At 42.2% G+C, this 25,079-nt stretch carries 21 protein-coding genes and 1 other RNA gene; 10 read left to right on the forward strand and 12 right to left on the reverse strand.

What is annotated here, in order from left to right:
• Positions 1–64: 64 nt before the first annotated feature.
• From rplS to DK415_RS06820, 6 genes are all read right to left on the reverse strand, one after another.
• Positions 65–415, reverse strand: a complete 351-nt coding sequence (rplS, locus tag DK415_RS06795) for a 50S ribosomal protein L19 (protein WP_006719364.1) — start codon at positions 413–415, stop codon at positions 65–67.
• A 125-nt stretch (positions 416–540) separates the two neighbouring features.
• Positions 541–1,293, reverse strand: a complete 753-nt coding sequence (gene trmD / locus DK415_RS06800) for a tRNA (guanosine(37)-N1)-methyltransferase TrmD (RefSeq protein ID WP_109433000.1) — start codon at positions 1,291–1,293, stop codon at positions 541–543.
• A 64-nt stretch (positions 1,294–1,357) separates the two neighbouring features.
• Positions 1,358–1,885, reverse strand: a complete 528-nt coding sequence (rimM, locus tag DK415_RS06805) for a ribosome maturation factor RimM (RefSeq protein ID WP_109433001.1) — start codon at positions 1,883–1,885, stop codon at positions 1,358–1,360.
• Positions 1,886–1,909: 24 nt separating this feature from the next.
• Positions 1,910–2,158 (reverse strand): 30S ribosomal protein S16, encoded by a 249-nt coding sequence (gene rpsP, locus DK415_RS06810; RefSeq protein WP_109433002.1) that lies wholly within the window; start codon positions 2,156–2,158, stop codon positions 1,910–1,912.
• Positions 2,159–2,390: 232 nt separating this feature from the next.
• The gene (pepP, locus tag DK415_RS06815) at positions 2,391–3,701 is read right to left on the reverse strand and encodes a Xaa-Pro aminopeptidase (protein ID WP_109433003.1); all 1,311 of its coding nucleotides are present in this window, start codon (positions 3,699–3,701) and stop codon (positions 2,391–2,393) included.
• A 9-nt stretch (positions 3,702–3,710) separates the two neighbouring features.
• Complete coding sequence (locus DK415_RS06820) at positions 3,711–4,259, reverse strand: YecA/YgfB family protein (protein ID WP_109433004.1); 549 nt, start codon at positions 4,257–4,259, stop codon at positions 3,711–3,713.
• A gap of 130 nt (positions 4,260–4,389) precedes the next feature.
• Here DK415_RS06820 and DK415_RS06825 point away from each other — a divergent pair, with 130 nt between their 5' ends.
• The 3 genes from DK415_RS06825 to DK415_RS06835 all read left to right on the forward strand — a co-directional run bounded on the left by DK415_RS06825 (position 4,390) and on the right by DK415_RS06835 (position 5,550).
• Positions 4,390–4,695 carry a cell division protein ZapA gene (locus DK415_RS06825; protein WP_032997987.1) on the forward strand — a complete coding sequence of 102 codons (306 nt, stop codon included), beginning with the start codon at positions 4,390–4,392 and terminating at the stop codon, positions 4,693–4,695.
• Positions 4,696–4,778: 83 nt separating this feature from the next.
• Positions 4,779–4,962, forward strand: a non-coding RNA gene (gene ssrS, locus DK415_RS06830) — 6S RNA.
• 12 nt (positions 4,963–4,974) lie between these two features.
• On the forward strand, positions 4,975–5,550 hold the full coding sequence (locus tag DK415_RS06835) for a 5-formyltetrahydrofolate cyclo-ligase (protein WP_109433005.1): 576 nt from the start codon (positions 4,975–4,977) through the stop codon (positions 5,548–5,550).
• Between the two features lie 35 nt (positions 5,551–5,585).
• Here the strand turns inward: DK415_RS06835 and DK415_RS06840 are convergent, their stop codons facing one another.
• Complete coding sequence (locus DK415_RS06840; RefSeq protein WP_109433006.1) at positions 5,586–6,371, reverse strand: outer membrane protein assembly factor BamD; 786 nt, start codon at positions 6,369–6,371, stop codon at positions 5,586–5,588.
• A gap of 106 nt (positions 6,372–6,477) precedes the next feature.
• Here DK415_RS06840 and rluD point away from each other — a divergent pair, with 106 nt between their 5' ends.
• Together rluD and pgeF are read left to right on the forward strand one after the other, a co-directional pair.
• Complete coding sequence (rluD, locus tag DK415_RS06845) at positions 6,478–7,452, forward strand: 23S rRNA pseudouridine(1911/1915/1917) synthase RluD (RefSeq protein WP_109433007.1); 975 nt, start codon at positions 6,478–6,480, stop codon at positions 7,450–7,452.
• A 1-nt stretch (position 7,453) separates the two neighbouring features.
• Positions 7,454–8,191, forward strand: coding sequence for a peptidoglycan editing factor PgeF (gene pgeF / locus DK415_RS06850; RefSeq protein ID WP_109433008.1), 738 nt, complete (start codon positions 7,454–7,456; stop codon positions 8,189–8,191).
• Between the two features lie 73 nt (positions 8,192–8,264).
• Here pgeF and DK415_RS06855 read toward each other — a convergent pair whose 3' ends face one another.
• Positions 8,265–10,487 carry a FepA family TonB-dependent siderophore receptor gene (locus DK415_RS06855; RefSeq protein ID WP_109433009.1) on the reverse strand — a complete coding sequence of 741 codons (2,223 nt, stop codon included), beginning with the start codon at positions 10,485–10,487 and terminating at the stop codon, positions 8,265–8,267.
• A gap of 257 nt (positions 10,488–10,744) precedes the next feature.
• On the opposite strand from DK415_RS06855, the gene DK415_RS06860 reads away from it, so the two are divergent.
• The gene (locus DK415_RS06860) at positions 10,745–11,473 is read left to right on the forward strand and encodes a 7-cyano-7-deazaguanine/7-aminomethyl-7-deazaguanine transporter (RefSeq protein ID WP_109433010.1); all 729 of its coding nucleotides are present in this window, start codon (positions 10,745–10,747) and stop codon (positions 11,471–11,473) included.
• Positions 11,474–11,530: 57 nt separating this feature from the next.
• Here the strand turns inward: DK415_RS06860 and DK415_RS06865 are convergent, their stop codons facing one another.
• Genes DK415_RS06865 through hemC form a run of 4 tightly spaced genes read right to left on the reverse strand, consistent with a single transcriptional unit; the run spans position 11,531 to position 15,960 of the window.
• On the reverse strand, positions 11,531–12,805 hold the full coding sequence (locus DK415_RS06865) for a heme biosynthesis protein HemY (RefSeq protein ID WP_109433011.1): 1,275 nt from the start codon (positions 12,803–12,805) through the stop codon (positions 11,531–11,533).
• Positions 12,806–12,817: 12 nt separating this feature from the next.
• Complete coding sequence (locus tag DK415_RS06870) at positions 12,818–14,248, reverse strand: uroporphyrinogen-III C-methyltransferase (protein WP_109433012.1); 1,431 nt, start codon at positions 14,246–14,248, stop codon at positions 12,818–12,820.
• Between the two features lie 29 nt (positions 14,249–14,277).
• Positions 14,278–15,024, reverse strand: a complete 747-nt coding sequence (locus DK415_RS06875) for a uroporphyrinogen-III synthase (protein WP_048750758.1) — start codon at positions 15,022–15,024, stop codon at positions 14,278–14,280.
• Between the two features lie 9 nt (positions 15,025–15,033).
• Positions 15,034–15,960, reverse strand: a complete 927-nt coding sequence (hemC, locus tag DK415_RS06880; RefSeq protein WP_109433013.1) for a hydroxymethylbilane synthase — start codon at positions 15,958–15,960, stop codon at positions 15,034–15,036.
• 153 nt (positions 15,961–16,113) lie between these two features.
• Between hemC and DK415_RS06885 the strand changes: the two genes are divergently transcribed.
• The 4 genes from DK415_RS06885 (at position 16,114) to tamB (ending at position 25,079) form a co-directional block, all read left to right on the forward strand.
• Positions 16,114–18,615: a class I adenylate cyclase gene (locus tag DK415_RS06885; RefSeq protein WP_109433014.1), complete on the forward strand. Its 2,502-nt coding sequence runs from the start codon at positions 16,114–16,116 to the stop codon at positions 18,613–18,615.
• An 8-nt stretch (positions 18,616–18,623) separates the two neighbouring features.
• A complete protein-coding gene (gene narL / locus DK415_RS06890; RefSeq protein ID WP_109433015.1) occupies positions 18,624–19,253 on the forward strand; it encodes a two-component system response regulator NarL in 630 nt (209 codons plus the stop codon).
• Positions 19,254–19,427: 174 nt separating this feature from the next.
• Positions 19,428–21,185, forward strand: a complete 1,758-nt coding sequence (tamA, locus tag DK415_RS06895) for an autotransporter assembly complex protein TamA (RefSeq protein ID WP_109433016.1) — start codon at positions 19,428–19,430, stop codon at positions 21,183–21,185.
• Between the two features lie 21 nt (positions 21,186–21,206).
• Positions 21,207–25,079 (forward strand): autotransporter assembly complex protein TamB, encoded by a 3,873-nt coding sequence (gene tamB, locus DK415_RS06900; protein WP_109433017.1) that lies wholly within the window; start codon positions 21,207–21,209, stop codon positions 25,077–25,079.

Here is a 25,079-nt window from a genome sequence, read left to right on the forward strand (position 1 = left end):
TTATCAACACAAATAAAAAAGGCTTGGAAATCCAAGCCTTTTCTTTTTTTTCTGCTTTGCGAAATTATTCGCCCAAACGCTCTTTGATACGAGCCGCTTTACCGGAAAGTGCACGTAAGTAGTAAAGTTTCGCTTTACGTACCGCACCTTTACGTTTCACTACGATGCTATCAACTGCCGGAGAGTGAGTTTGGAAAACACGCTCAACACCAACACCGTTGGAGATTTTGCGTACAGTAAATGCAGAATGCAAGCCACGGTTACGAATTGCAATAACCACGCCTTCGAATGCTTGCAAACGACGTTTGCTGCCTTCAACAACCCATACTTTAACTTCTAATGTGTCACCCGGACGGAAGCTAGGTACGTTTTGTTTTAATTGTTCTTGTTCAAGTTGTTTAATGATGTTAGACATTTTAATAATCCTTAATCCTAGAATTAACTGATATCTTGCTTCATATTTTAATCAATTTACTGCGTGGCTACGCTTCGTCGTACTAGATGTACTGCCTTCAGTTTGCCACTTGTATCTTGATTAAACTATTTTGCAAAAGACTGCTGATATTCGGCTTTCACCTGTTTTAACAGCTTACGTTGTTCGTCAGTCAGAGCTAGGCCTTCCAGTAGCTCAGGGCGTCGTAACCATGTTCTCAATAACGATTGTTTTAACCGCCATTTGCGAATTTCCTCATGGTGTCCCGACATCAGCACGGGTGGCACGGTTAATCCATCAAGCACTTCAGGACGCGTATAATGCGGACAATCCAGTAATCCGTCGGCAAACGAATCTTCCTCGGCGGAAGCTTGTTTACCAAGCACGCCTGGGATAAATCGGGCAACTGCGTCAATTAACGTCATTGCCGGCAATTCACCGCCGGTGAGGACATAATCACCTACTGACCATTCCTCATCAACGACGGTTTCAATTAACCGTTCATCGATGCCTTCGTAGCGGCCGCATAACAAAATCAATTTCTGATTCTGCGCTAATTCCTCTACGCCTTGTTGATCGAGTTTACGACCTTGCGGCGAGAGATAAATCACTTTTGCACCTTCGCCTGCTACTTCTTTTGCTGAATCGATAGCATCCTTTAATGGTTGCACCATCATCAGCATTCCCGGGCCTCCACCATAAGGTCGGTCATCCACGGTTTTATGCTTATCGTGCGTAAAATCTCTTGGATTCCAGCACCGCACTTGTAACAGGTTTTGCTTAACAGCCCTGCCGGTTACCCCATATTCCGTAATTGCTTTAAACATTTCAGGGAACAGACTTATTACCCCAATCCACATAATTTAGCCTTAACTTTTGAGCCTTATGTTAATGTTACCGCAAAGCGCTACGGCATACCTGAGATTAGAAACCAGCGTCCCAATCCACTGTAATTGTCTTAGTGGCGAGATCGACTCTTTTAACTACTTGTTCATACAAAAACGGAATTAACCGCTCTTGTTTCCCGAAAGCATCTTTTACATTGGCTTTTACTACCAATACATCATTAGAACCAGTTTCCATCATTTCGGTCACGGTTCCCATGGCATAACCTTCCAGATTCACCACCGCACAACCGATTAAATCGTGCCAGTAGTAATCCCCTTCTTCCAAGGTTGGAAATACCGATAAATCGACACCGATTTCCACATTGGCAAGAATTTGCGCCGCTTCACGATCATCCACGCCTTTTAATTTAACGATCAGTTCGTGATTATGATGACGCCAGTTTTCCAGTTCGGTTGGCTGCCACTGCCCTTTGATTTTCAAAAACCAAGGTTGATAATCAAAGATACTTTCAGCTTGTTCTGTGGATGAGTAAATACGTAACCAACCGCGAATACCATAAGTCGAACCTAATTTGCCGACAGTTTCGATTCTTTGTTGTTGCATATTCATCACCTCAAAAAAGTAAAATTACGCAGCTTTTTGCACTTCTTTTACTAAAGTCGCAACGCGATCAGACAATGAAGCACCTTGGCTAACCCAGTGGTTAACACGGTCTAAATTGATACGAACACGTTCTGCATTGCCTTGTGCGATTGGATTGAAGAAACCAACACGCTCAATAAAACGACCGTCACGTGGTGAACGGCTGTCAGCAACTACGATTTGGTAAAATGGGCGTTTTTTAGCTCCGCCACGAGATAAACGAATGGTTACCATAACCTTCCTCTAATTATTTGATTACAAAAAGAAAACCCTCAAATATCGAAAGTTAAATGAGAGTTAAACTTACTTTTTTCTCTGTATATATAGACAAAAAGCCCGTGGATTGTACTCTTTTTCGCATAAAAAGCAAGTTAAAATCCATGTTTGGGCTTTGTTAAAACGGGAATTTCTCAGATAAATTCAAGATAAAGTGCGGTCGTTTTTCAGAACGTTTTTAAGATCTCTTTTACCCTTCAAAAGATTGCGCATCTGCCATTAATTTCTCAATATCGGCAATTTCTTTCGGCGCAGCAGACGTCAGATTTTTGTTGCCATAATCGGTAATCAACAAATTATCTTCAATACGAATGCCAATGCCTTTGTATTGCTCCGGAATATCCGCGTCTTTAGATAAATATAACCCAGGCTCTACGGTGAGTACCATGCCAGGTTCCAATGTGCGGTCGCGATTTTCACCATATTCGCCCACATCATGCACATCCAACCCGAGCCAATGTCCGAGACCGTGCATATAAAATTCACGATAGGCTTTTTGTTCGATTAATTCATCTGCATCGCCTTTCAAAATGCCTAAACGGACCAAACCTTCGGTTTTAATACGAATAACTTCTTCGTTCGCTTTCGCAATGGAGCCGCCCGGCACCAGCAATTCAATGGCGCGTTTTTGTGCTTGTAGGACAATTTCATAGATCGCTTTTTGCGCCTCGCTAAATTTACCGTTTACCGGGAAAGTACGGGTAATATCGCCTGCATACATGGCAAATTCGCAGCCCGCATCAATAAGCACCAAATCGCCGTCGCGCAACGGCATATCGTTTTCCGAATAATGCAAAATACAGGCGTTTTCACCACCGGCAATAATGCTGTTATAGGAAGGATAACGCGCGCCGAAGCGATTAAATTCATGCAGAATATCGCTTTCCACCTCATATTCCAAACGGTTCGGGCGAGTTTGCTGCATGGCTTTAATATGTGCAAGCGCACTGATTTGCCCCGCTTGTTGCACGAGCGCAATTTCATTTTCCGATTTGAACAGGCGCATCTCACCGAGTATCGGCTTCCAATTAAAAACACTCAAAAATTCCACCGCACTTTGTTCCAGCAAGGCATCGCCCCAAGGCTGTTGCTTCGGTGCATAATAAAGTGCGGTCTGTTTTTGCGCTAAATTTTTAAACTGCGGTACAAACTCGTCGATAGCATAAGCGGTATCCACCAACAAGGTTTGCGGCGCGTTGTCCACGCCAAGACGGCGTCCGTTCCAAATTTCCAGTAATTTATCGGACGGGCGTACAAAAATGATCGCCTGCTGTTCACCTTGCTGTTTACGCAATAACAATGCCGAATTTGGCTCATTAAAACCGGTCAAATACCAGAAATAGCTGTCCTGACGGAAAGGATAATCACAGCCGTCATTGCGACGACGTTCAATGTCGGAAAATACCAAAAATAAGGAATCTTCCTGCATTTGTTCAAAAACCTTGGCGCGGCGTTGGGCAAATTCTTCCATCGGTAACGCTGCTATGTATGCGAGATCCATCATTTATCCTTAGTGTAACGTTGGCTGTTTGTCTTCTTGTTTGGTGAAATGGGTAAAAAACAAGGTGGCGATGGTACGTACATATTCCACGATCTCTTCCACCGCTTGTGCCAGTTCCTCGGGATCATCGTCTTCTTCGTAACCTAACTGGCAAATATCATGTAAATCGTCCAGCGCTTCGCCAATGTCGCCTTTTTCTTTATCCAAATGCGGTTGTGCTAAGCCTAAACCGAGCAAAAAGTGATTCGACCATTCCGCTAAGCCATCCGCCTGTTCAAACACATTTTCCGTATCGGGCAAACAAAGCTCAAAGTCAAAAGCTTCATTGTCCGCCAATTGGCGATGAACTTGTTGATAAATGTCGCTAACTTGCGTTAAAAGCGCGGTAGGATAGGCATGATTATCATTGGTAAATTGATAGAGCAATGGCTGCCAACTTTGATCTTGAATGCCTCCGCAAATTAAGCCGCTCAAAAAACCGTGTAATTCGGCGGCAGAAAGTGGAATAGAGGCTTGTTGAAGTTGTTGATTTAGGTGTTGATAAGAAATTGTTGTCATTGAAATTATCCTTGTTGAAATTCCGCTTAGTTTATCATTCTACACCGCAGGCAACCAGTTTAGAAATTGGCAAGTTTTTTCGCCTATGGCATAATACGGACAGTTTTGGATTAAGGAATTTGAGGCTAAAATGTCATCAAAAAGTATTGAAATTTCCGTCTTGGGGCAGGTATTACGTTTAAATTGTCCGGAAGAACAACATGAAGCTTTACGCAACGCTGCCCGTGAATTAGATCAACGCGTCTTGGAAATGAAAGAGCGCACCGGCATGTTACAAGTTGAGAAGGTCCTTTCCATCGTCGCCTTAAATTTAAGTTTTGAACTCATGCAAGAGCAACAAAAAACGCATCTCATTGAGGATGTGCTAAAAAACAGAATTTTGCGCCCGCTCGATCATTCTCTTGAAAATATCGGGGCACAAAAGCTCAATTCCTGATAATTTCAGATAACTAAATGTCATCTGAGAAAAAGAATTAGTGCTAGTCATTAAACCTAATTTCGAGTAGTATTAAATAAAAGAAATTCCTGAGGTGTTCGCCAGTGGGTTATGTCCCTGAGCCGATACTTTTAATCTTATGAATTGGTTTCCTGTCATTGGTGTGCAGGCTTAGCTCCGCTAAGAAGCCTAAAAATGATTTCAACTAATTCCCTTGAACCGTCGGGTTCAAGGACCGACCATCCACAACGGCACCTCGGGTCCTCTCAAACAACAACTATGTGTTTATTTTCCTCAACCGCTACTCTTCGCCAACAACTTCGTCAGCAAATGCGAGAAACTCGGCAAAAGCTAACCGCACTTCAGCAACAACACGCGGCCCAACGCATTACCCAACAAGCTCTCGCGTTCATTGAACAACATCAAGCACGCAATATTGCCCTATATCTTGCCGTGGACGGCGAAATTGTTACACAACCGCTCATTGAACAATTATGGCTACAGGGAAAAAACGTTTATTTACCGGTGTTACACCCATTTTGTAAAGGACATTTGCTATTTCTGCGCTACTTGCCTGATACACCGATGAAAGCTAATAAATTCGGGATTTTTGAACCTTACTTAAATGTACAAAATGTAATTCCACTCGAGCAATTGGATGTTATCTTCACGCCGTTGGTCGCCTTTGATAAGCAGGGAAACCGTCTAGGCATGGGCGGCGGATTTTACGATCGTACATTACAACATCCACAACACCATTTCATCGCCGTGGGCTTAGCACATCAATGTCAACAAGTAGAATTACTACCAATTGAAAGCTGGGATATTCCCTTAGAACACATTTTAGCGGGATAAAAAAACCTCCGAAAATTCGGAGGTTTTTTTATGGATTATTGTGGCGCTTTTAATTCCGGTTCTTTTGGCTTTTCCGGCTCATCAAATTTCTTGCCTTCGTTGGCCGCAATAATTTTTGCGGTTTGATCTGCTAAATGAGTCAAGTTCATCTTTTCATAAGATGCTTTCATCAACGGTAACGCATCCAAAGTCGCTTGCGTATCCGGATACAGTTTCAACATAGAAACCACGCGATTTGCCGTTGCCACATAAGCATCCCGTTTGAAATAGAACTTCGCAATCGCTAACTCATGACGAGCAAGACTCGCTTTAATGTAAGTCATACGCGCCAAGGCATCCGGCGTATAAGGACTATTCGGGAAATGTTGCACTAAATTTTGGAAGTTGGCAAAGGCCGTTTTAATGGATGTATTTTCACGGGTTGCGCGATCCACACCAAAGAAATCTTGGAAGAAATTATCACCTAATGCAGAATTAGTTAAGCCCGCCATATAAAGGGCGTAGTCTAAGTGGCTACTGTTTGGAAAACGTTGAATAAAACGGTCAATAGTGACTAAGGTTTCGGAGTAGTCCTGCGTTTTATAATAGGCATAAATCAAATTTAATTGTACTTGTTCGCTATAAGAACTCCCCGGAAAACGACTACTCACCGCATTTAAATAACGGATTGCCTGAGAATAATCACCGTCCTGCAAATAGGTTTGTCCTGTGCTGTATAAAGTTTGTTCCGGTGCTTGTTCTACATCTTGTTTAGAGCTTGAACATGCGGTCACCGCCAACGCCAGCGCGGTAAGTAATGCAAAGGATTTAAGTTTACGCATTGAATAGAATCCTTATTTTTACGAAAAATGAGAAATGAGTTACAATTGCCCGATATTGTATAGAACATTGCTAAATAAGCAAACTTGATTAACGGATTTTTTATTTATGGCCCAAATTACTCTCTCGGCAACCGTGCAACCACAACAAATGGGACAGCGCTTAGACCAAACCTTGGCGGAATTGTTCCCCGACTATTCCCGCTCCCGCTTAAAAACATGGATTGAGGAGGATTTGGTGTTGGTCAACGGCGTCGTGCAAAATGTGCCGCGTACCAAAGTTTACGGTGACGAACAAATTGAGATTACCGTAGAAATTGAAGATGAAACCCGCTTTGAGCCGGAAGCTATTCCGTTAAATATCGTTTATGAAGACGAGGACATTCTCGTTATCAACAAACCCAAAGATCTTGTGGTTCACCCCGGTGCAGGCAATCCTAAAGGCACCGTTCTCAATGCGCTACTTTACCATTACCCACAAATTGCCGAAGTGCCGCGCGCAGGCATTGTACATCGTTTAGATAAAGACACCACGGGCTTGATGGTCGTCGCCAAAACCATTCCCGCGCAAACGCAGCTGGTGCGTGATTTGCAAAAACGCAAAATCACCCGCGAATATGAAGCTGTTGCCTGCGGCATCATGACCAAAGGCGGCACCGTAGATGAGCCCATGGCGCGCCACCCAACCAAACGTACTCATATGGCTGTGCATCCGATGGGCAAACCCGCCGTTACCCACTATCGCATTATGGAACGTTTCCGCGATTACACGCGCTTGCGTTTGCGTTTAGAAACCGGCAGAACTCACCAAATCCGTGTGCACATGGCACATATCGCCCACCCGTTATTAGGCGATCAAACCTATGGTGGTCGTCCGCGTCCCCCCAAAAATGCCAGCGAAGAACTCATGGAGGTGCTACGTAATTTTAAGCGTCAGGCATTACATGCGGTGATGTTACGTTTACAACACCCGATTAGCGGTGAAATGATGGAATGGTACGCACCGTTGCCGGACGATTTTGTGGAATTAGTGACTGCTTTAAAAGCGGATTATGTTCTCCACAAAGACGAATTGGATTATTAATATGCAAGCCATTAAACCGAACTGGAACACCCCTCAAAACGTGAAGGCGTTCACCACGCTTCGCCATGGCGGTGTGAGCCTTGCACCCTATGACAGTTTTAATTTGGGTAACCATGTAGGCGACGATAAAAACGCCGTGAAAATCAACCGCACTTTATTGGTGGAAAAATTCCATTTGCCACAAATGCCGTTGTTCTTAAACCAAACTCATAGCACGCGTGTATTAACCCTGCCTTATGACGGGGAAGATTTCAATGCCGATGCGGTTTATACCAGCCAACCGAATCAAGTGTGTTTGGTGATGACTGCCGATTGTTTGCCTGTGTTATTCACCAATAAACAGGGCACGGAAGTGGCCGCAGCGCATGCTGGTTGGCGTGGATTATGCGATGGCGTATTGGAACAAACTGTCGCTAAGTTTGAATGCCCGCCTGAAGACATTTTAGCGTGGTTCGGACCGGCTATTGGCCCAACAGCCTTCCAAGTGGGGCAAGAAGTTATCGATCAATTTGTTGCCCAAGATCCCCAAGCCACATCAGCCTTCATCGCTGATCCTGCAGCCGAAGGCAAATTCCTCGGCAACCTTTACCAAATCGCTACGCAACGCCTCAACGCCCTCGGCATTCCCCAAATCAGCGGTGGCGAACACTGTACTTATCTTGAAGCAGACAAATTCTTTTCTTATCGCCGAGAGAATGTCACAGGAAGAATGGCATCGGTAGTATGGATTAATGGATAATTTGATTTTTAATCTGTTTCATAAAAAAAGTGCGGTCATTTTTAACCGCACTTTTATTTATCAAGGAAAGAAATTAAAACGTATATTTCAACGTCGCATAATAAGCACGACCCGGCTCATTGTAAGTATGCGCGTTATAATTGGTACTACTTGAAGAACGATAAAGTCGTTTATCAAATAAGTTATTTACACCAACTCGAACACTCACGGTATTTTTCCAGTTGTAACCAGCACTTAATCCCCAAACTGCATAGCTACCGATATCAGAAGAATTTGCTAACTTACCATTTTCCATTCGGTTCTCCGGATTCTTACGAGAAGTTTGCTTGCCGTATTGCGTATAGGTCAACATGGTATCAAACGCCTCTGTAATTTGATAGTTCAAACTGGAATTTAATGTATATTTTGGCACGATAGAAAGCGGGTTACCGGTATCTTTATTTTTGGTTTTGTGCATATAGGTGAAATTATTCACCCAAGATAATTTATCTTCAATTAATGGCAAGGTTAGGTTTCCTTCCAAACCTTCAATTACCGCACGGTTTGCATTGCCCCATTTATACACATAGTTTCCAAGAGAACTAAGGCCAACAAACTTGCCATCAGATACAATTTTGTTACGGTAATCGTTGCGGAAATAGGCAATGGAGGCTAATAGACCATCTTTATCATATTCAATACCAATTTCCTTGTTCCAGCTGGTTTCCGGTTTAATCTCGCTGTTTCCTTGGAAATAACAGGTTTTGCCATTCGGTACATAGGTTGGACAACCTTGACCTAAGGTAAACAGTAAGTAATTTGGGTTAGTTTGATAAAGGTTTGGTGCTTTATAGGCACGGGCAATGCCACCTTTTACTTTCCAATGGTCACTTAATCCTTGTAAGAAGTTTAAACCACCACTCACATTAGAGCCGGAATAAGTATTGTAATCATAGCGTAAAGACGGGGTGAGCACCGTTGATTTTGTTGCCGAAATATTGTCTTCAACAAATACGGCCCATTCACTTTGACTGGAGTGTCCGCCACGAACATTCGGCACACCGCTCGGTAAGGTTTCTGTAAGATCATAAATGACTTTACCGCCAACACGTCTTCCCCCGAGCAATTGTGTCATAGAGGAAGTATCGTCTAAGCTACTGTGTGCTCCCTCAAAACCAACTGTCAGCATATGCTCGACGCCGAAAGTAAACGGAATATAAAATTCAGAACTAAAACGGGTATTTTTTAAAACGGAATCTTTAAAATCAGAGGTGCTGGCATAACTGCCTTCCGGACCGCCGGCTAAAAATTCCGGCAAACGACTGTTTTTCGTTTTATCAAAGGCGAGATACGTTTTATTATCAAAATGATCAAATTTACCTTCATAAGTTAAGGCATAATTTTGACGGTACAAACGCGCTGTTTCTGCTTTATTGGCGGCTAATGTTTTAGTTGCAGGATAATTGGCATTATTATAAAGCCCACTAGAACTATTTTGCGTATCGCCATTATAAATATTGCCTTGACGGCTAAAACCACTGTCTAAAGTTAACTTGTGATCTTTGTTGATATTCCACACTAAACGACCGTTAATATCTTTGTTACGTACGCCTTCACGACCTGCAATAGCCGGATCGCCATTAATGCCCACATCGTCCGCTTGAGTCTTATTCCAGTTACCATATAAACGGAATTGCAATATGTCTTTAATTAGTGCACCGCTTAAATTGAAACCTACACGATTCGTCGCACCTTCTTTTCTATCTTCCGGTTGATTCGTATAATAGCTTATGCTCCCATGCAAATCATTGGTAACAGGTTTGGTAATAATATTTACTACACCACCCATTGCTCCCGAACCATAACGTGCAGCTGCCGGACCACGCAACACCTCAACGGATTCAATGGCCTCTATCGGTATCCAGTTGCTATCACCGCGAGAATTTCGCTCTCCTCTCACCCCATAACGCTCCGCATTACGTGAAGTCACAGGTTTTCCATCGACTAAAATAAGCGTATTTTCAGGTCCCATTCCACGAATATCAATTTGGCGTTTATTTCCACGTTGTCCTGTAGCAGAGTTGCCAGTTAAGTTTACCCCTGGCATTGTTCGTAACACATCAGAAATATCATTGGTGACGGGGCGTTTTGCTAAATCTTTTTCACTCACTATTGAAACACCAAGCGACTGTTTTACTTGACTTTCCGCTGTAACACGAATTTCATCCAACTGTTGTGTAGCCACCACAGCGTTTGCATTATTTACAAATAATGCAGTACTGAGCAAACTCAACATGAAAATAGATTGTTTTTGCATAAAATGCTCCTAAAGAAAAAGTATGTAATATATAGGGCGCTTATTCTAACGAAATAACACTTATTGTTGCAAATACAAATTAATTCCATTTATAAAATATTCTGTTTGGTTGGTATTTTCATATTGTGATTATGTTTCAATACTTAATTCTGGTTGAATTATTTTTTTGATGCAGTATTATTTGCGCCCTGCATTTTTGCAGACTCACAATATGTTCTGGGTTCCCTAACCCCAATTTAAACTAAAAAGGTATTCAAATGACACACACATTTTCGATCTTTAGCGATCGCCAAAAACGTCGAGCATTAGTTTTGCTCAGTTTCTTCCACATTTTTATCATTGCTGTCAGTAACTATTTAGTGCAGCTTCCTTTTGAAATTCATGTGCCACTGACATTCTTCGGCGCACAAGAAGACTTTATGTTCCACAGCACCTGGGGCGCAATTACCTTCCCATTTATTTTCTTGGCGACGGATTTAACCGTGCGTATCTTCGGTGCGAAAGAAGCACGTTGGATCATTTTCGTGGTAATGATTCCGGCATTAATTATCAGCTATGTGGTCTCAACCCTCTTTTCAGATACCCAATATCAAGGTCTACAAGCATTAACCGAATTTAATATGTTTGTGTTCCGCATTGCAGTCGCAAGTTTCTTCGCCTATGTTTTCGGACAATTATTAGATGTTTTGGTATTCAATCGCTTACGCCAACTCAAAACTTGGTGGATAGCGCCAACCAGCTCCATGGTATTTGGCTCTATGGCAGACACTTATTTGTTCTTCGCGGTTGCCTTCTATGCCAGCAGCGATCCGTTTATGGCGGAACACTGGATGGAAATCGGCTTCGTCGATTATTTATTTAAATTATTCATCGGGTTACTGTTATTCGTCCCTGCTTACGGTGTATTCTTAAATATGATTCTACGTAAGATTCAACAACTGACTGCCGTTCTCGAAAATGACATGGAATTACCCCAAAATTCTTAAAAAAGAAAGAATAAAAAAATGCCCTGAATCATCAGGGCATTTTGTTTTTTGAAGAGATTATTTTTGCGCTAAAAGTGCGGTCGGATTTTCTGATGTTTCTTCCGATAAGTTGAGATTTTCCACTGCCATCACAGACTTCAAACCATCTTCACGTAATTGTTGTGCTGCAGCCTTATCACCAACTTGCTCAAAGACATAAGATGCCATTGTAATGTCCGCCGGCTCCAATTTCTCTTTATTTGCGATTAACGCTTTAAACACCTCATTAGCTTTAGCAAAGTCATTGTTACGCACATATAAATAACCAAGTGCACGATGCGCACAACATTGTGCCGATGTGTTCGCGCCTTTTAACCACTTGCTGATAAATTTCACCAACTTGCTGTTATCTTCAGGTTGCAAACGGCTGATTTGTTTAAACAATTCTTGCGTTAACGAGCTATTGTCACTATCTAATTTTTTCACTAACTCCAATATGAATTCATAAGCAGACTCATGATCATTAGCATCAATTAAACGCGTGATTAACGCCAGTTTCACACGGGCATCATTGCGGCGTTTACGTGATTGCTCGTCCCACCAATCTAACAAACCATCGACGCCTTCTTCGTTCATTTTCTCATCGAGCAATCCTTCTTCCACTTGGGTTTGTAATGCAACAAATTCCTGTGAGGTATACAAGCCGGATTTTTCGATTTGGTCTAAAATATTATCTAGCGCCTGATAAGCTTTTGATTTTAAATAAATCTCAACGGCTAATTTAAGTACTTCCTTATTTTTCCCCGCCATCAACAATAAGCTGTCAACGGAACTGCGCGCTGCCGGTAATTTATTTTGTTGTAATAAAATGCGGGTACGGGCAATTTCTAAAACCAAGCTATCAGAACCGGCAATTTCCGTTGCTTCCATTAAATAACGGTTAGCACTGAATTCATCGCCACGCTGTTGTGCTGCTTCTGCTGCTTTAATGAAGTTCAGCACCGGCTCATCAGAATGCTTCGCATTTTTACCAATTAATTTTTCCGCTTTAGAATAATCCCCTTCATCCATACGCATTAAGCCTTCCAATGTTTGCTTTTGTGCTTTCGTGCGTTTACGACGAGAAAACCAGCTGTATGTGTTGTTGCTTAAACGGAAAAAACGGCTAATGATAACTTCAATGCTGTACACCAAAGCTAAAGCGAGCACGAAGAAGATCACTAAAGTGGTAATGGACATTTCGACGATATGACCTGCCGTTTCAATTCGCACATAACCCTGCTTACCCGCTAAATACGGACCGGCAATTAAGCTCGCCAGTAACAACAACATTAAAAATAGCACTCGTAACATAATCTATTTCTCCTATTGTTGTTGTCCTTGATTGGCATCAGGCTTAGTTTCATTCGCCGGCGCGGTGGCAGCCTCATTTTCTTTTCCAGTTGGCTCAGTTCCCGAATTCCCGTGCGACTCGAGTTCTTTATCCACAGAAAGGGTGATTTTTTGCACTTCTTGTGTTGGCTTATTCAACAATTTATCTAAGGCATTTAACCCACTTAACTGAGTCGGCACATCCACGTAAATTGATTGTTCTGCTAATTCATCCAAATTCTTCAAGAAGTTTTGAGCCACATCGGTATTGGTATCAAAATACGTCCGAATCCAAGAAGCCACAGTTTGTAAAGATTGTTTGTATAAATCGTTTTGTTGGCGCGGCACAGATAAAATTGCAATTTGTAAACGTAAACGAATATTCTCACGTAAATAAATATCTTGATTTGGCGCTAATAACGCTTTGTCATTCGCTTTCTTTGGGGTCACACGAATAAAATGATTTAAAAAACTCACCGCACTTTTTTCTGCATTTTCTTTCCAATCATCCAAAGAATCCGTCAATTTATCGTTGTTCGGATCTTCATCAAAATTCACGTTTAACACCGTTAATTCGTCGACATTGTTCGCAAGCTCCGATAGATCCTGCATGATGGCATTTTGGTCTACGTTATTAAGCGATAATAGGTTTTTCAAATCTGCGTGAATGGCGTTACGTACCGAAGCTACCTCTGGCAACGCAACTTTCGATAAAGTTTCATCGGCTACTTTTAACAACGCGATGCTGGTGTCCACGTCATTATCTAACACCAACTTACGCAACGCATTATTGAGTAGAAAGTCCGCCTCGGTAAGCAACCAATCATTGGGTTGCTCTGCTTTTGCTTGGTTCGCCAAGCGTTGAACTTCTTGTTTCAACGCTGATAAGCTTTGTTCTTTAACAGCAATTTCCTGATGTAACGCGCCAATTTGTTCACTGGCCATTTGCGAAAATGCAATAAGCTGTTGAAGCTGTGCTCTTTCGGCTTCAAAATTTTGTCCTTCGGCTACCACTACAGGCACTGACTGTTGTACTTTCCCTGAAAGTGCGGTCAATTTTTGTTGTATTTCCTCAACCTGTAACTGACCAAAATAATAGCCCGCGCCACCCAAACCTAGCGCAATTAAAATTGCTAACAAACCTAATGCAGAACCGCCTTTTTTTACAACTACCGTTTCTTTTACAGGCGTTTCTTTTATTGTAGAAGCGTTAGCAACAGTTTCCGCTACAGCAGATTGCTGTTCCGAAGAGATCGTCTTTTCATTGTGTTCTTGTTGCATAGTGTTTACTTTATCCTCTATTGGGGTCTCAATTTGTTCAGTTAATGCCTCATCTTGTGTCGCTAAATCAAGATCTTCACTGATATCAATTTTCTGTTCCACTTCTGCATTCCGTTTCGACGGGTGAGATTTCTTGTTAGCCATAATATTTACCTATAAAGAAAAAATGTGGTTTAACGACATTGTAATAAGGTTTGTAATAACGTTCTATTGTCTGAACACGGGCAAACCGTCACTTGTTGCCAACCTAACGCTTGCGCCAAATGGGCAATACGCTCACTGATTGTAATAAGGTGACAACTTTTTAGCCAATTATGTTCGCTTTGCGGAACAAAATCCACTAATTGGGTGAGTATTTCAGCACTGGTCACGACTATCGTTTGTACGCCAGCTCGTTTGCACAAACTGGTTTGCTCCGCTTGATTATAAACGAGAGGTTCACGTCGATAGCATTCGACAATTTCAATACTACCGCCACGTTGTTGTGCCTGTTCGGCAAAAAACTCGCGACCACCATTGCCGCGCAAAATTAATACCGTTTTCTCAGACAAATCCTGCATCATGGATAACTGCAATAATCCTTCACTATTTTCTTGCATAGTCGGATAGTGAACAACCATTTCTGTCATGGCAGCAAAATACTGAGCCGTACTTTTCCCGACGGCAAAATAGGATAAGTCATCACGCCACTTGAAACCGGTGTTTTTAATGGCTTTATCCGCAAAATCTACCGCATTTTTAGAAACAGCAAAGACATAATCGCCAGGTTTCAGCTTCGCTAATCTCGCTGGCAATTCGTTCAGTTCCGCCCCGCGAGTAATTTGAAATAGGGGTAAATGCAACGCAACGATGCCGGCTTTCACCAACATCTCAACCAGTTGTTCTCCACGTTCGTCAGGGCGTGTCACCAAAACAGCCATATTCAACTCTTATGCGTAAATATTTTGCAAAATCTTGTCAGCACCTTGTGCCAAAAGTTGCTCGGCAATTTGCACGCCCAAAACCTCAGCATTTTCTGCCGCACTTTGACCTTCCGCACGAATAATTGTTGAACCGTCAACACTCCCCACCAAGGCTCGCAAGTACAACATGCTCTCACACAACACGGCATAACCACCAATAGGCACTTGGCAACCGCCTTGTAGGCGATTATTCATGGCGCGTTCCGCCAACACACAATAAGTCGTTTCGACATCAGCCAACGGTGCTAATAATTGTTTCACCTGTTCGTCATTCGTACGGCATTCAATCCCTACAGCGCCTTGCCCGGCAGCAGGAAGTGACTGTTCTACCTCAATAAAAGAAGTAATTCGAGCTGCCAATCCCAAACGGATTAAACCGGCAGAAGCCAAAATAATCGCATCAAAATCACCGTTGTCCAGTTTGCTCAAACGCGTCCCCACATTGCCTCGCAAAGAGCGAATTTCCAAATCCGGACGTAAGGCTTTTAGCTGACACTGACGACGCAAACTGGATGTACCGACGATGGCTCCTGTAGGCAACTCGGCTAAAGTGCGGTAAGTATTTGAAACGAATGCATCACGCGGATCTTCACGCTTACAAATGACGGATAAACCTAGCCCCTCAGGAAATTGCATCGGCACGTCTTTCATAGAATGCACAGCGATGTCCGCTTCATTATTCAACAATGCATTTTCCAATTCTTTCACAAACAAACCTTTACCACCGATTTTCGCCAACGGCGAATCTAAAATCACATCGCCTTTAGTGACCATTGTCACCAATTCGATAGATAAATCGGGATACAGTTGTTGTAAACGCGCTTTCACAAAGTTTGCCTGCCACAATGCTAATGGGCTTTGACGAGTGGCAATTTTTAAAGTTTTTTTAAACATAATAACGAGATATGAAAGTGATCTTATGTGCTTTATCCTACCATTGTTAGCCCGTATTGTCAGTTTCCATTTAATTTTTTTGCTTTCCTGAAGTACTGGTGATAGAGTACCCACCAGCCAAGTATGACTGTTGTAAAAAAGTTAGGATACGAATTGAAGTTTGATCTCAATGAAGCCAAAAAACGCGTGGACTTTCTAGATAAATTACGCATTGATCGCGCTTTATCCGACACGACTGAATCCTTTCAACTTGTCTTTAAAGTCATTCCTTTGTTACTTCATTTTAACCATCCAGATCTTCCCTGCTATGTTGCGAACGCGCCAACCGGGATTGCACGTTTTTCTCTCAGTGGTTTTCAACAAGACTACCTTGCTAGAACACTTTCTGAAGAACAAAGAAAAAACATTCAAAAAAATCACCGCACTTTTGAGCAAGAAGCAATTCTAGGCGTATATGTGATGGGCAGTATTGCCTCCATCGCACAAACACCATCTTCCGATTTGGATATCTGGATTTGTCATCAAGAAGATTTAAGCCAAAGCGCGCTCGACCTATTACAACAAAAAACTAATGCAATTCAGCAATGGGCAAAACGTCTTCAAGTAGAAATTAACTTCTATTTTATGGATCAAAAACGTTTCCGTTGTTTTCGTTATGCCGAACCGATGGACGGTGAAAATTGTGGTTCAACACAATACATGTTACTGCTGGACGAGTTTTACCGCTCTGCCATACGCCTTGCCGGCAAACCTTTGTTATGGCTACATTTATTGGTTGAACGTGAAGAAAATTATGAAGCAGAAATTGAGCGTTTAACTCAAGAAGGACAACTGGATTTAAACGATTGGGTGGACTTTGGTGGATTAGGTTCGTTCTCGGCAAACGAATATTTCGGTGCAAGCCTGTGGCAACTCTATAAAGGCATTGATTATCCGTACAAATCCCTGCTCAAAATTTTATTACTTGAGGCCTATTCTTGGGACTATCCAAACACCTTCTTAATTTCTCGCGAATTTAAGCACGCCTTACTGAATGGCGATATGAACGTCGAACACCGATTTGATGCTTATTTAGCCATGTTACAGCGGGTTACCGATTATTTAACCCGTCAAAAAGAATTCAAACGGTTGGACTTTGTACGTTGCTGTTTTTATATCAAAGTACACGAAAATGAAGTGGCCCCCGGGGAAACGAACTGGCGTTTAGATGAACTGTTCAAACTGGCTCAACAATGGGGATGGAAGTGCGGTCAATTAGAGTGCCTCAATAATCGCCGACATTGGAAAATCAAACAAACCATGAAAATACATAATAGTTTGATTAAATTCCTCATGTTGAGCTATCGCAACTTAGTCCATTTTGCACGTAAACACCAAGTAAATGCCAGCATCATGCCACAAGACATGAGCGTGCTAACACGTAAACTGTACGCTGCTTTTGAAGAGTTGCCGGGTAAAGTGACCTTACTCAACCCACAACTGGCTGTGGATTTATCAGAACCGGCGTTGACGTTTATTGAAGTCAAACATAATCGACATTTTAAAGACGGTTGGTATGTCATCAATCAAACGCCGGACGTGGAAGGTTGTCGTCATCCTCGTTATATCGAATATAACGAAAGCTTGAATAAACTTGTGGCTTGGGCCTATTTCAATCGTTTATTAAACGCCAATACGCAATTATTTATTTCTAGCGATAACATAGAACTAAAAACGTTGCGCCAGTTTGTCACCGACCTCCGTTTAACATTCCCGATTGAAACGACCTTTGCAAGCAACGCCGATCTCAGCCATCCTTGCGAAATCCGTAGTCTTGCCGTCATTATCAATTTAACTCAAGATCCGACGCAACAGTTGAAGGACATCAAGCCCACCATCCAAGCCAGTGATTTGTTTAGCTTTGGTCCGAATGAAGAAAGCTTGGTTGGCAGCATTGACTTAACTTACCGTAATGTATGGAATGAGGTCAGAACATTACATTTTGAAGGAGCAAATGCGATTTTATTGGCGTTAAAAGTGCTTTCCAACAAAATTTATCGTGGTGCGCCATCACCGAAATTTGTACAAGTTTTTTGTTATAGCCGTTACTATCGACATGCCTTACGCCGCATCGTCACAACACTCATTAATAAATGTATCAGCATTCAACTTGGGGTCACCGAGCCGCCAAAAAATAATTTATTGCGAGTGGCAGGGAAAAACTGGCAATTTTTCTTTGAAGAACGCGGTATTAGTTTGCAAGAAATTCATCACGGACGGGTCACAAAAACACATCAATTTGACACCGCACTTAATAAAAAAGCAGCGGCAACGGATCCGGTTCCAACGAAGCATCAAAAGTATCCACGAGAAATCGATCGATTTGCAACGGAAGGTTTCCTGCAATTCTTCTTTGAAGATAATCCGAACGGTAGTTTTAACGTTTATATTTTAGATGAACTTAATCGCCTTGAGGTTTACCGCAACTGTGATGGTACAAAAGAGAAAAAAATTCATGAGATAAATCGAATTTATCAACTCTCAGGCTTGGATGAAAATGAGAATCCGTATAAAATCGTACAACGCGATTTTAATTATCCACAATTCTACCAATTATTAATGACAGAAGAAGGAATAACGATTGTTCCTTTCCATAGCCGTTTGGCTTTGTCTTGAGGTGTAACATGAATGACAAATTAAAAGTTTTAATTATTGATGACCATCCGTTAATGCGTCGCGGCATACAACAACTTGTTGAATTAGAAGAAGGTTTCGAGGTTGTTGGCGGTGCAGGCAATGGTTCTGAAGGAATTAATTTAGCGCTACAAACCTCACCGGATCTCATTATTTTAGATCTGAATATGAAAGGACTCTCCGGTTTAGATACGCTTAAAGCATTGAGAGCAGAAGACGTTGATGCTCGCATTGTCATTTTGACCGTGTCTGATGCTAAAAACGACATTTTTACCTTAATTGATGCCGGTGCGGACGGGTATTTATTAAAAGATACCGAACCCGACACATTGCTTTCTCAACTAAAACGCATCGCTCAAGGTGAAGTTATCCTCAGTGATTCCATTAAAAATCTCTTATTAGAGCGTCAATCTTCGCAAAGCCCTATTGACTCTCTTACCGATCGTGAAATTGACGTATTGCGTTTAGTGGCAACCGGTCTTTCCAATAAACAAATTGCCGGTCAATTGTTTATTTCAGAAGAAACCGTCAAAGTACACATTCGTAATTTGCTACGTAAACTTAACGTTCACTCGCGCGTTGCCGCAACAGTGCTTTATTTTGAGCATAAAAACAGCTAAACCATATCATTTCACAAGAAATAGCCGACAGCATTGTCAGCTATTTTTTTATTATCAATTTACTCGTCACCTTTTCTTAAAAATATCGAAAAAATCCACCGCACTTTGTATGGGGGAAGCATTGCAGGGTAAAAACCTAACGAGTAACCTACCAAGGTTTAATATGGGAGTTATATGAAGCAATTGTTCAATAAAAAAGCAAGTCAACGTTTCTATGCACTTGTATTTTCGTGCTTATTTTGGCATTCCTCTGCCTACGCCGAACATGTCGTTGATTTACAAATTGATGGGGTAAAAAACGATACGTTAAAAAACAATATCCAAATTCACCTCAATGCCATCGATAAAGAAGAGGCAGACGGCTCCGAACGTTATCAAGATATTGTCAGCAAAGCCGTTGATAAAGGTCTGCGTGCTTTAGGCTATTATGATCACCAGATTCAATTTGAATTAAAACCGCGAGCCAAGAACAAGCCGCTATTAATCGCTCACATTACCGTAGGGGAACCGGTAAAAATCGCTGCCACAGACATCGTGATTAAAGGGGAGGCCAAACAAGATTCGGAATTCATGCAACTGGAAAAACAGGTTCCTAAAACCGGCACCATACTCAATCACGAAACTTACGAAGATTATAAAAACCAACTGCAACAACTCGCGCTATTTCGCGGCTATTTTGATGCAGAATTTGAACAATCCCGTTTAGAAGTGATGAAATCCACGCGCGAAGCTTGGTGGAATCTCATCTTCGATAGCAAAAAACGCTACCACTATGGGAAAATTCATTTCTTACATGCGCAAATTCGAGAAGAATATTTACGCAACATGCTCAACATTCACTCAAATGAACCCTATTTAATGAGTGATTTTTCTACCTTAACCAACAATTATTCCTCCTCAAACTGGTTCAGCTCAGTGCTATTGCAACCGCACTTAGACGATAAAAAGAAATTAGTGGATGTGGATGTGCTGCTCTACCCGCGAAAAAAAAATATTATGAACGTCGGACTAGGTTATTCCACTGATGTTGGACCTCGCTTCCAATGGAGTTGGACGAAACCTTGGATCAATGATCGCGGGCATAGTGTCAGAAGTAATCTCTATTTTTCCTCACCGAAGCAAACGCTCGAACTGACCTATAAAATGCCCCTACTGAAAAATCCGCTGAATTATTACTATGAATATTCCGGCGGTTTTGAACGTGAAAATAAGAACGATACGAAAACAACCTCATCGACTCTTGCCGCATTACGCTATTGGAACCATCCTACCGGATGGCAGTATGCCTTGGGTTTACGCTTGCGCCACGATGCCTTTACCCAAGCGGATATATCAGACCAAACACTACTACTTTATCCAACCACTTCTTTAACCCGTACCCGTTTACGCGGTGGTGCCTTTCCTGATTGGGGTGATTCACAACGCATTACCTTCGATTTCGGACGTAAATTGGGGATTTCTGATGTCAATTTCTGGAAAATTCAAGCGTCCACCGCTTGGGTCAGAACCTATGCGCAAAATCACCGTTTTCTTACTCGTCTAGAAATTGGCGTACTCAACACTGCAGATATTCACCGAATTCCACCCTCATTACGTTTCTTTGCCGGCGGCGATCGCAGCGTACGTGGTTATGGTTATAAAAAAATCTCGCCAAAAGATCGAAAGGGAAAATTAATCGGTGGTTCACGTTTAGCAACAGGAACCCTTGAATACCAATATCAGGCTTATCCCGACTGGTGGATCGCCACCTTTGCTGATGCTGGTTTGGCGACAAATAGCTTTAAACCTGATGAATTACGCTATGGTGCGGGCTTTGGCTTGCGCTGGGCATCACCGGTAGGCGCCATTAAATTTGATGTCGCCACACCGATACAAGACAAAGACAAGAGTAAAAACATTCAGTTTTATATCGGGCTGGGTAGTGAAATATAGCAACATAAAACGGATTACTTCATGACAGAACAGACAGAAAAAGCGGCTCAAACAACAAAAGCAAAATCCCCAGGCCTTTGGCGATGGATTTTATGCCTCGTAAGTGCGGTCATTTTTTTACCTATTTTTGCCCTCTTCGCCCTCCTTTCAACAGAAAGTGGTCAGCACAAACTCCTCCACTGGGCAGATGCAGGGCTCGATGCTCTTTCCATTGAACAAGTACAAGGCAATTTGAAAGAAGGATTAACATTAAAACATCTTCGCTTTCAGACAGAAGGTGTGGATGCCCATATTGAGGAAGCGCATCTGCAGCTGCAATTAAGCTGTTTATGGCATTTAGACGTGTGCATTGATGATATCATCCTGACACAACCATCCATTCTGATTGACACCGCCTTGCTGCCACCCTCTGAGCCTAAAAAGAACAGCAACGGGAACATGAAACATGTGTTCCTACCTATCTCGGTGCAAATCAATCGGTTAGCCGTTAACGATTTCTCATTATCTCTTGATAAAAATAAAATCAGTTTAGGTAAATTCCATACGGCAGCAAGTTTAAACAACGCCAATGGATTAACATTAGCACCGACACAAATTGAGAATTTCAGCTTTATTCACGATTTAACCTCACCCCCCAAAAATACCGATACGTCTAAAAAGACTGAAACTTCCACACCAATTCAATGGGAAGAGTTGGAACAGTCTCTCCGTAAACCTCTGTTTAGTGAATTGCAGCAAGTTGAACTGCCTTTTGCAATACACATTCAAGGCGTTCAAGGCAAAAACTGGCGATATCAAAGCCTCAATGGGAAAAATACTGTCGAGCAAGATATCCTCGTTTCTGCTGCAGAACTTCAAGCAAGCGCAACTGATGATATTATCAAACTAGCTAAATTTGATGTGCAAAGCTCGCTTGGTCAGTTACAAGCGAATGGCCAACTAGAACGCCAACAAAATTTTCCGTTGCAATTTGATGCCACCGTAAAAATTAACGATATACGCCAAAATAACGAACTTATTTTGCCGGCAAGCCAAGCGGAAATCCGTCTCTCAGGCGCATTAAAAAAACAGACCGCACTTTCTTGGCAAACCCAGGGCGCGTTGGAGTCACAACTGAATGCTCAAATTCAGGCTGCTGAACCCAACTTTCCGCTTCAAGTGAACTTGACTGTGCCTCAAGCACAATACCCTTTTAATAACAAGGATCCGTTAAAAATTCAGGATTTCAATTTGACCGTAGGCGGCAACTTAGCTGCCGCACAAATACAACTTAAAAGTGCGGTCAGTGGCATGGGAATACCAAACAGCGATTTGGCATTACAAGCCGTGGCCCATTTATCCGACATCGCGATTAATCAACTCAAACTCAATACCTTAAATGGCACGGCAGATTTAACAGGCAAATTAAATTGGCGTGATGGTGTGGAATGGAATGGGCATTTAGCGTTAGCAAAGATGCCGCTTAATGCCTACTTAGCCGATTTTCCGGCAATCATTTCCGGTAGCTTAAATTCACAGGGAAGAATCAATCAAGGCAAACCAGAAATTTCGGTTTCAGACATCGCTCTGCAAGGTTCACTGTCGCAACGCCCATTGAGCCTAACCGGTAATTTACATATGGCAGAACAGCCATTACTTAATGTGCCGCAGCTCACGTTCACTTATGGCGACAACAAAATCAACGCACAAGGCAACCTTGGTTCCGTCTCCGATTTTACTCTTGATATTAATGCGCCGAATTTAAGCGGTTTATTGACCGGTTTATCCGCCTCAGTTAATGGCAAGAGCGCCGTAACCGGCAACATTATGCACCCAAATCTTGTCGTAGATTTAACCGCAAAACAGTTTCATTTCTACGACATCGACCTTACTCAAGCCAGCGTTAAGGGGCAGCTAAATACCGAGCAACAAATCCAAGGTCAGCTTAATGCCCAGCTCAATGGATTTCATTACAATGACATCAAGGTCAATAACCTCCAACTCTCTGTTTCAGGAGATGAGCAAAAACACAGTTTGCAGCTAATTTCAGAAGGAAATCCCATTGCTGCCAACATGAATATCATCGGAAATTTCGACCGCACTTTACAACAATGGCAAGGCACGATTAGCCAACTTATGCTAAAAACGGAGTTTGGCCACATCCAAACGAACAAAAGCGTGGCTGTCACATACGACAATAAAAGCACCCAAAGCACCATTGCCGCCCATTGCTGGATGCACAGCAACATAGATCTTTGTTTTCCGCAAACCTTTAATGTCGGCACTAATGGTGAAATACCTTTTGAAATCAAACGCTTTGATTTGGCATTTATCAATAAAATACTTGAAGAGGATCTTTTGAAAGGCCAGCTGAATAGCAAAGGAAAAGTAGCCTGGTCAACACAGGCACCACTATCAGCTGAGATACAAATCAACGGCAATGCCCTATCTTTGACAAAAAAATTAGATTACCGGACTTTTAAATTAGACATGCCAAAAGTCGTACTAAATGCCAATTTAGCAAATAACCATCTTGCCTTAAAAACAGAAGTTCATGTTCAGGAACAAGGCAAAATCAATGCCGATTTAAAATTGCAGGATATTGTTAACACTCGTAAACTGAGTGGTACTTTTACGATTCCTCATCTTAATCCTGCAATTGTTAACCAACTTTTAGCAAACGATGAAAAAGTCAGTGGAGAACTCAAAGCCAATCTCACATTAGGTGGAAACCTAAGCGCACCAACACTGAACGGCGATATTTTACTTAAACAACTGAACGCCCAAATTCGGGCCTTACCTTTCGATATTAAAAATAGCGAATTAGCGTTACATTTTGCCGGTACCAACTCCACGCTAAAAGGATTTGTACAAACAGATGACAGTCGCTTAAATCTCAGCGGTGAAGCCCATTGGAAGAATATCAATGAATGGCGCACCCGCTTGAACGCGCAAGCAGAGAAATTTAAAGTGGACATCCCATCAATGGCGAAATTGACGATTAGTCCCAATATTGAAATCAGTGCCTCGCCAAAACTCTTAGAATTATCGGGAAATATTGAGATCCCCAAAGCGCGAATCGCCATTGAAAGCTTGCCAGATAGTGCCATTGAAGTCAGTGCTGACGAAGTCATTTTAGACGGTAAGACAAAAAGAACATTGCCAAAAAATATTCCGGCAGAAACACGAAGCGGCATGGCGGTAAAATCTGATCTGAAAATTCATATTGGGGATGATGTCAGCTTAAAGGCTTATGGGCTCAAAACCTATTTACATGGCTTACTTAGCGTAAGACAAGAAAAGGGGAACCTGGGTTTATACGGCGAAGTTAATCTTAAAAATGGGCGTTACGCCTCCTTTGGGCAAGATTTGATTATTCGCAAAGGGTTAATCAGTTTTGTGGGCCAACCTTCCCAACCATTCTTAAATATTGAAGCCATTCGCAACCCAGAAGCGATGGAGGACAATAGCGTCACTGCCGGCGTGAAAGTCACTGGATTAGCCGGCTCACCAAGCATGACTGTTTTCTCCGAGCCCGGCATGCCACAGGATCAGGCTTTAGCCTACATTCTCACCGGACGTTCTTTAGAAAACAGTGGCGATGCATCTTCAAGTGGCTCTGTGGGTGCAGCCCTATTAGGTATGGGGTTAGCTAAGACCGGGAATGTTGTAGGTGGCATTGGAAAAGCCTTCGGAATTAAAGATCTGAATCTCGGCACACAAGGTGTCGGTGACAGTTCTAAAGTGGTTGTGAGCGGCAATATCACACCACGTTTACAAGTCAAATACGGTGTGGGTTTATTCGATGGCTTAGCTGAAGTGACCTTGCGTTATCGCTTGTTACCACAACTTTATGTACAATCGGTATCAGGTGTTAATCAAGCCTTTGATTTACTCTACCAGTTTGAATTTTAA

Source organism: Aggregatibacter segnis (assembly GCF_003130075.1).
GTDB classification, from domain to species: Bacteria; Pseudomonadota; Gammaproteobacteria; order Enterobacterales; family Pasteurellaceae; genus Aggregatibacter; species Aggregatibacter segnis_A.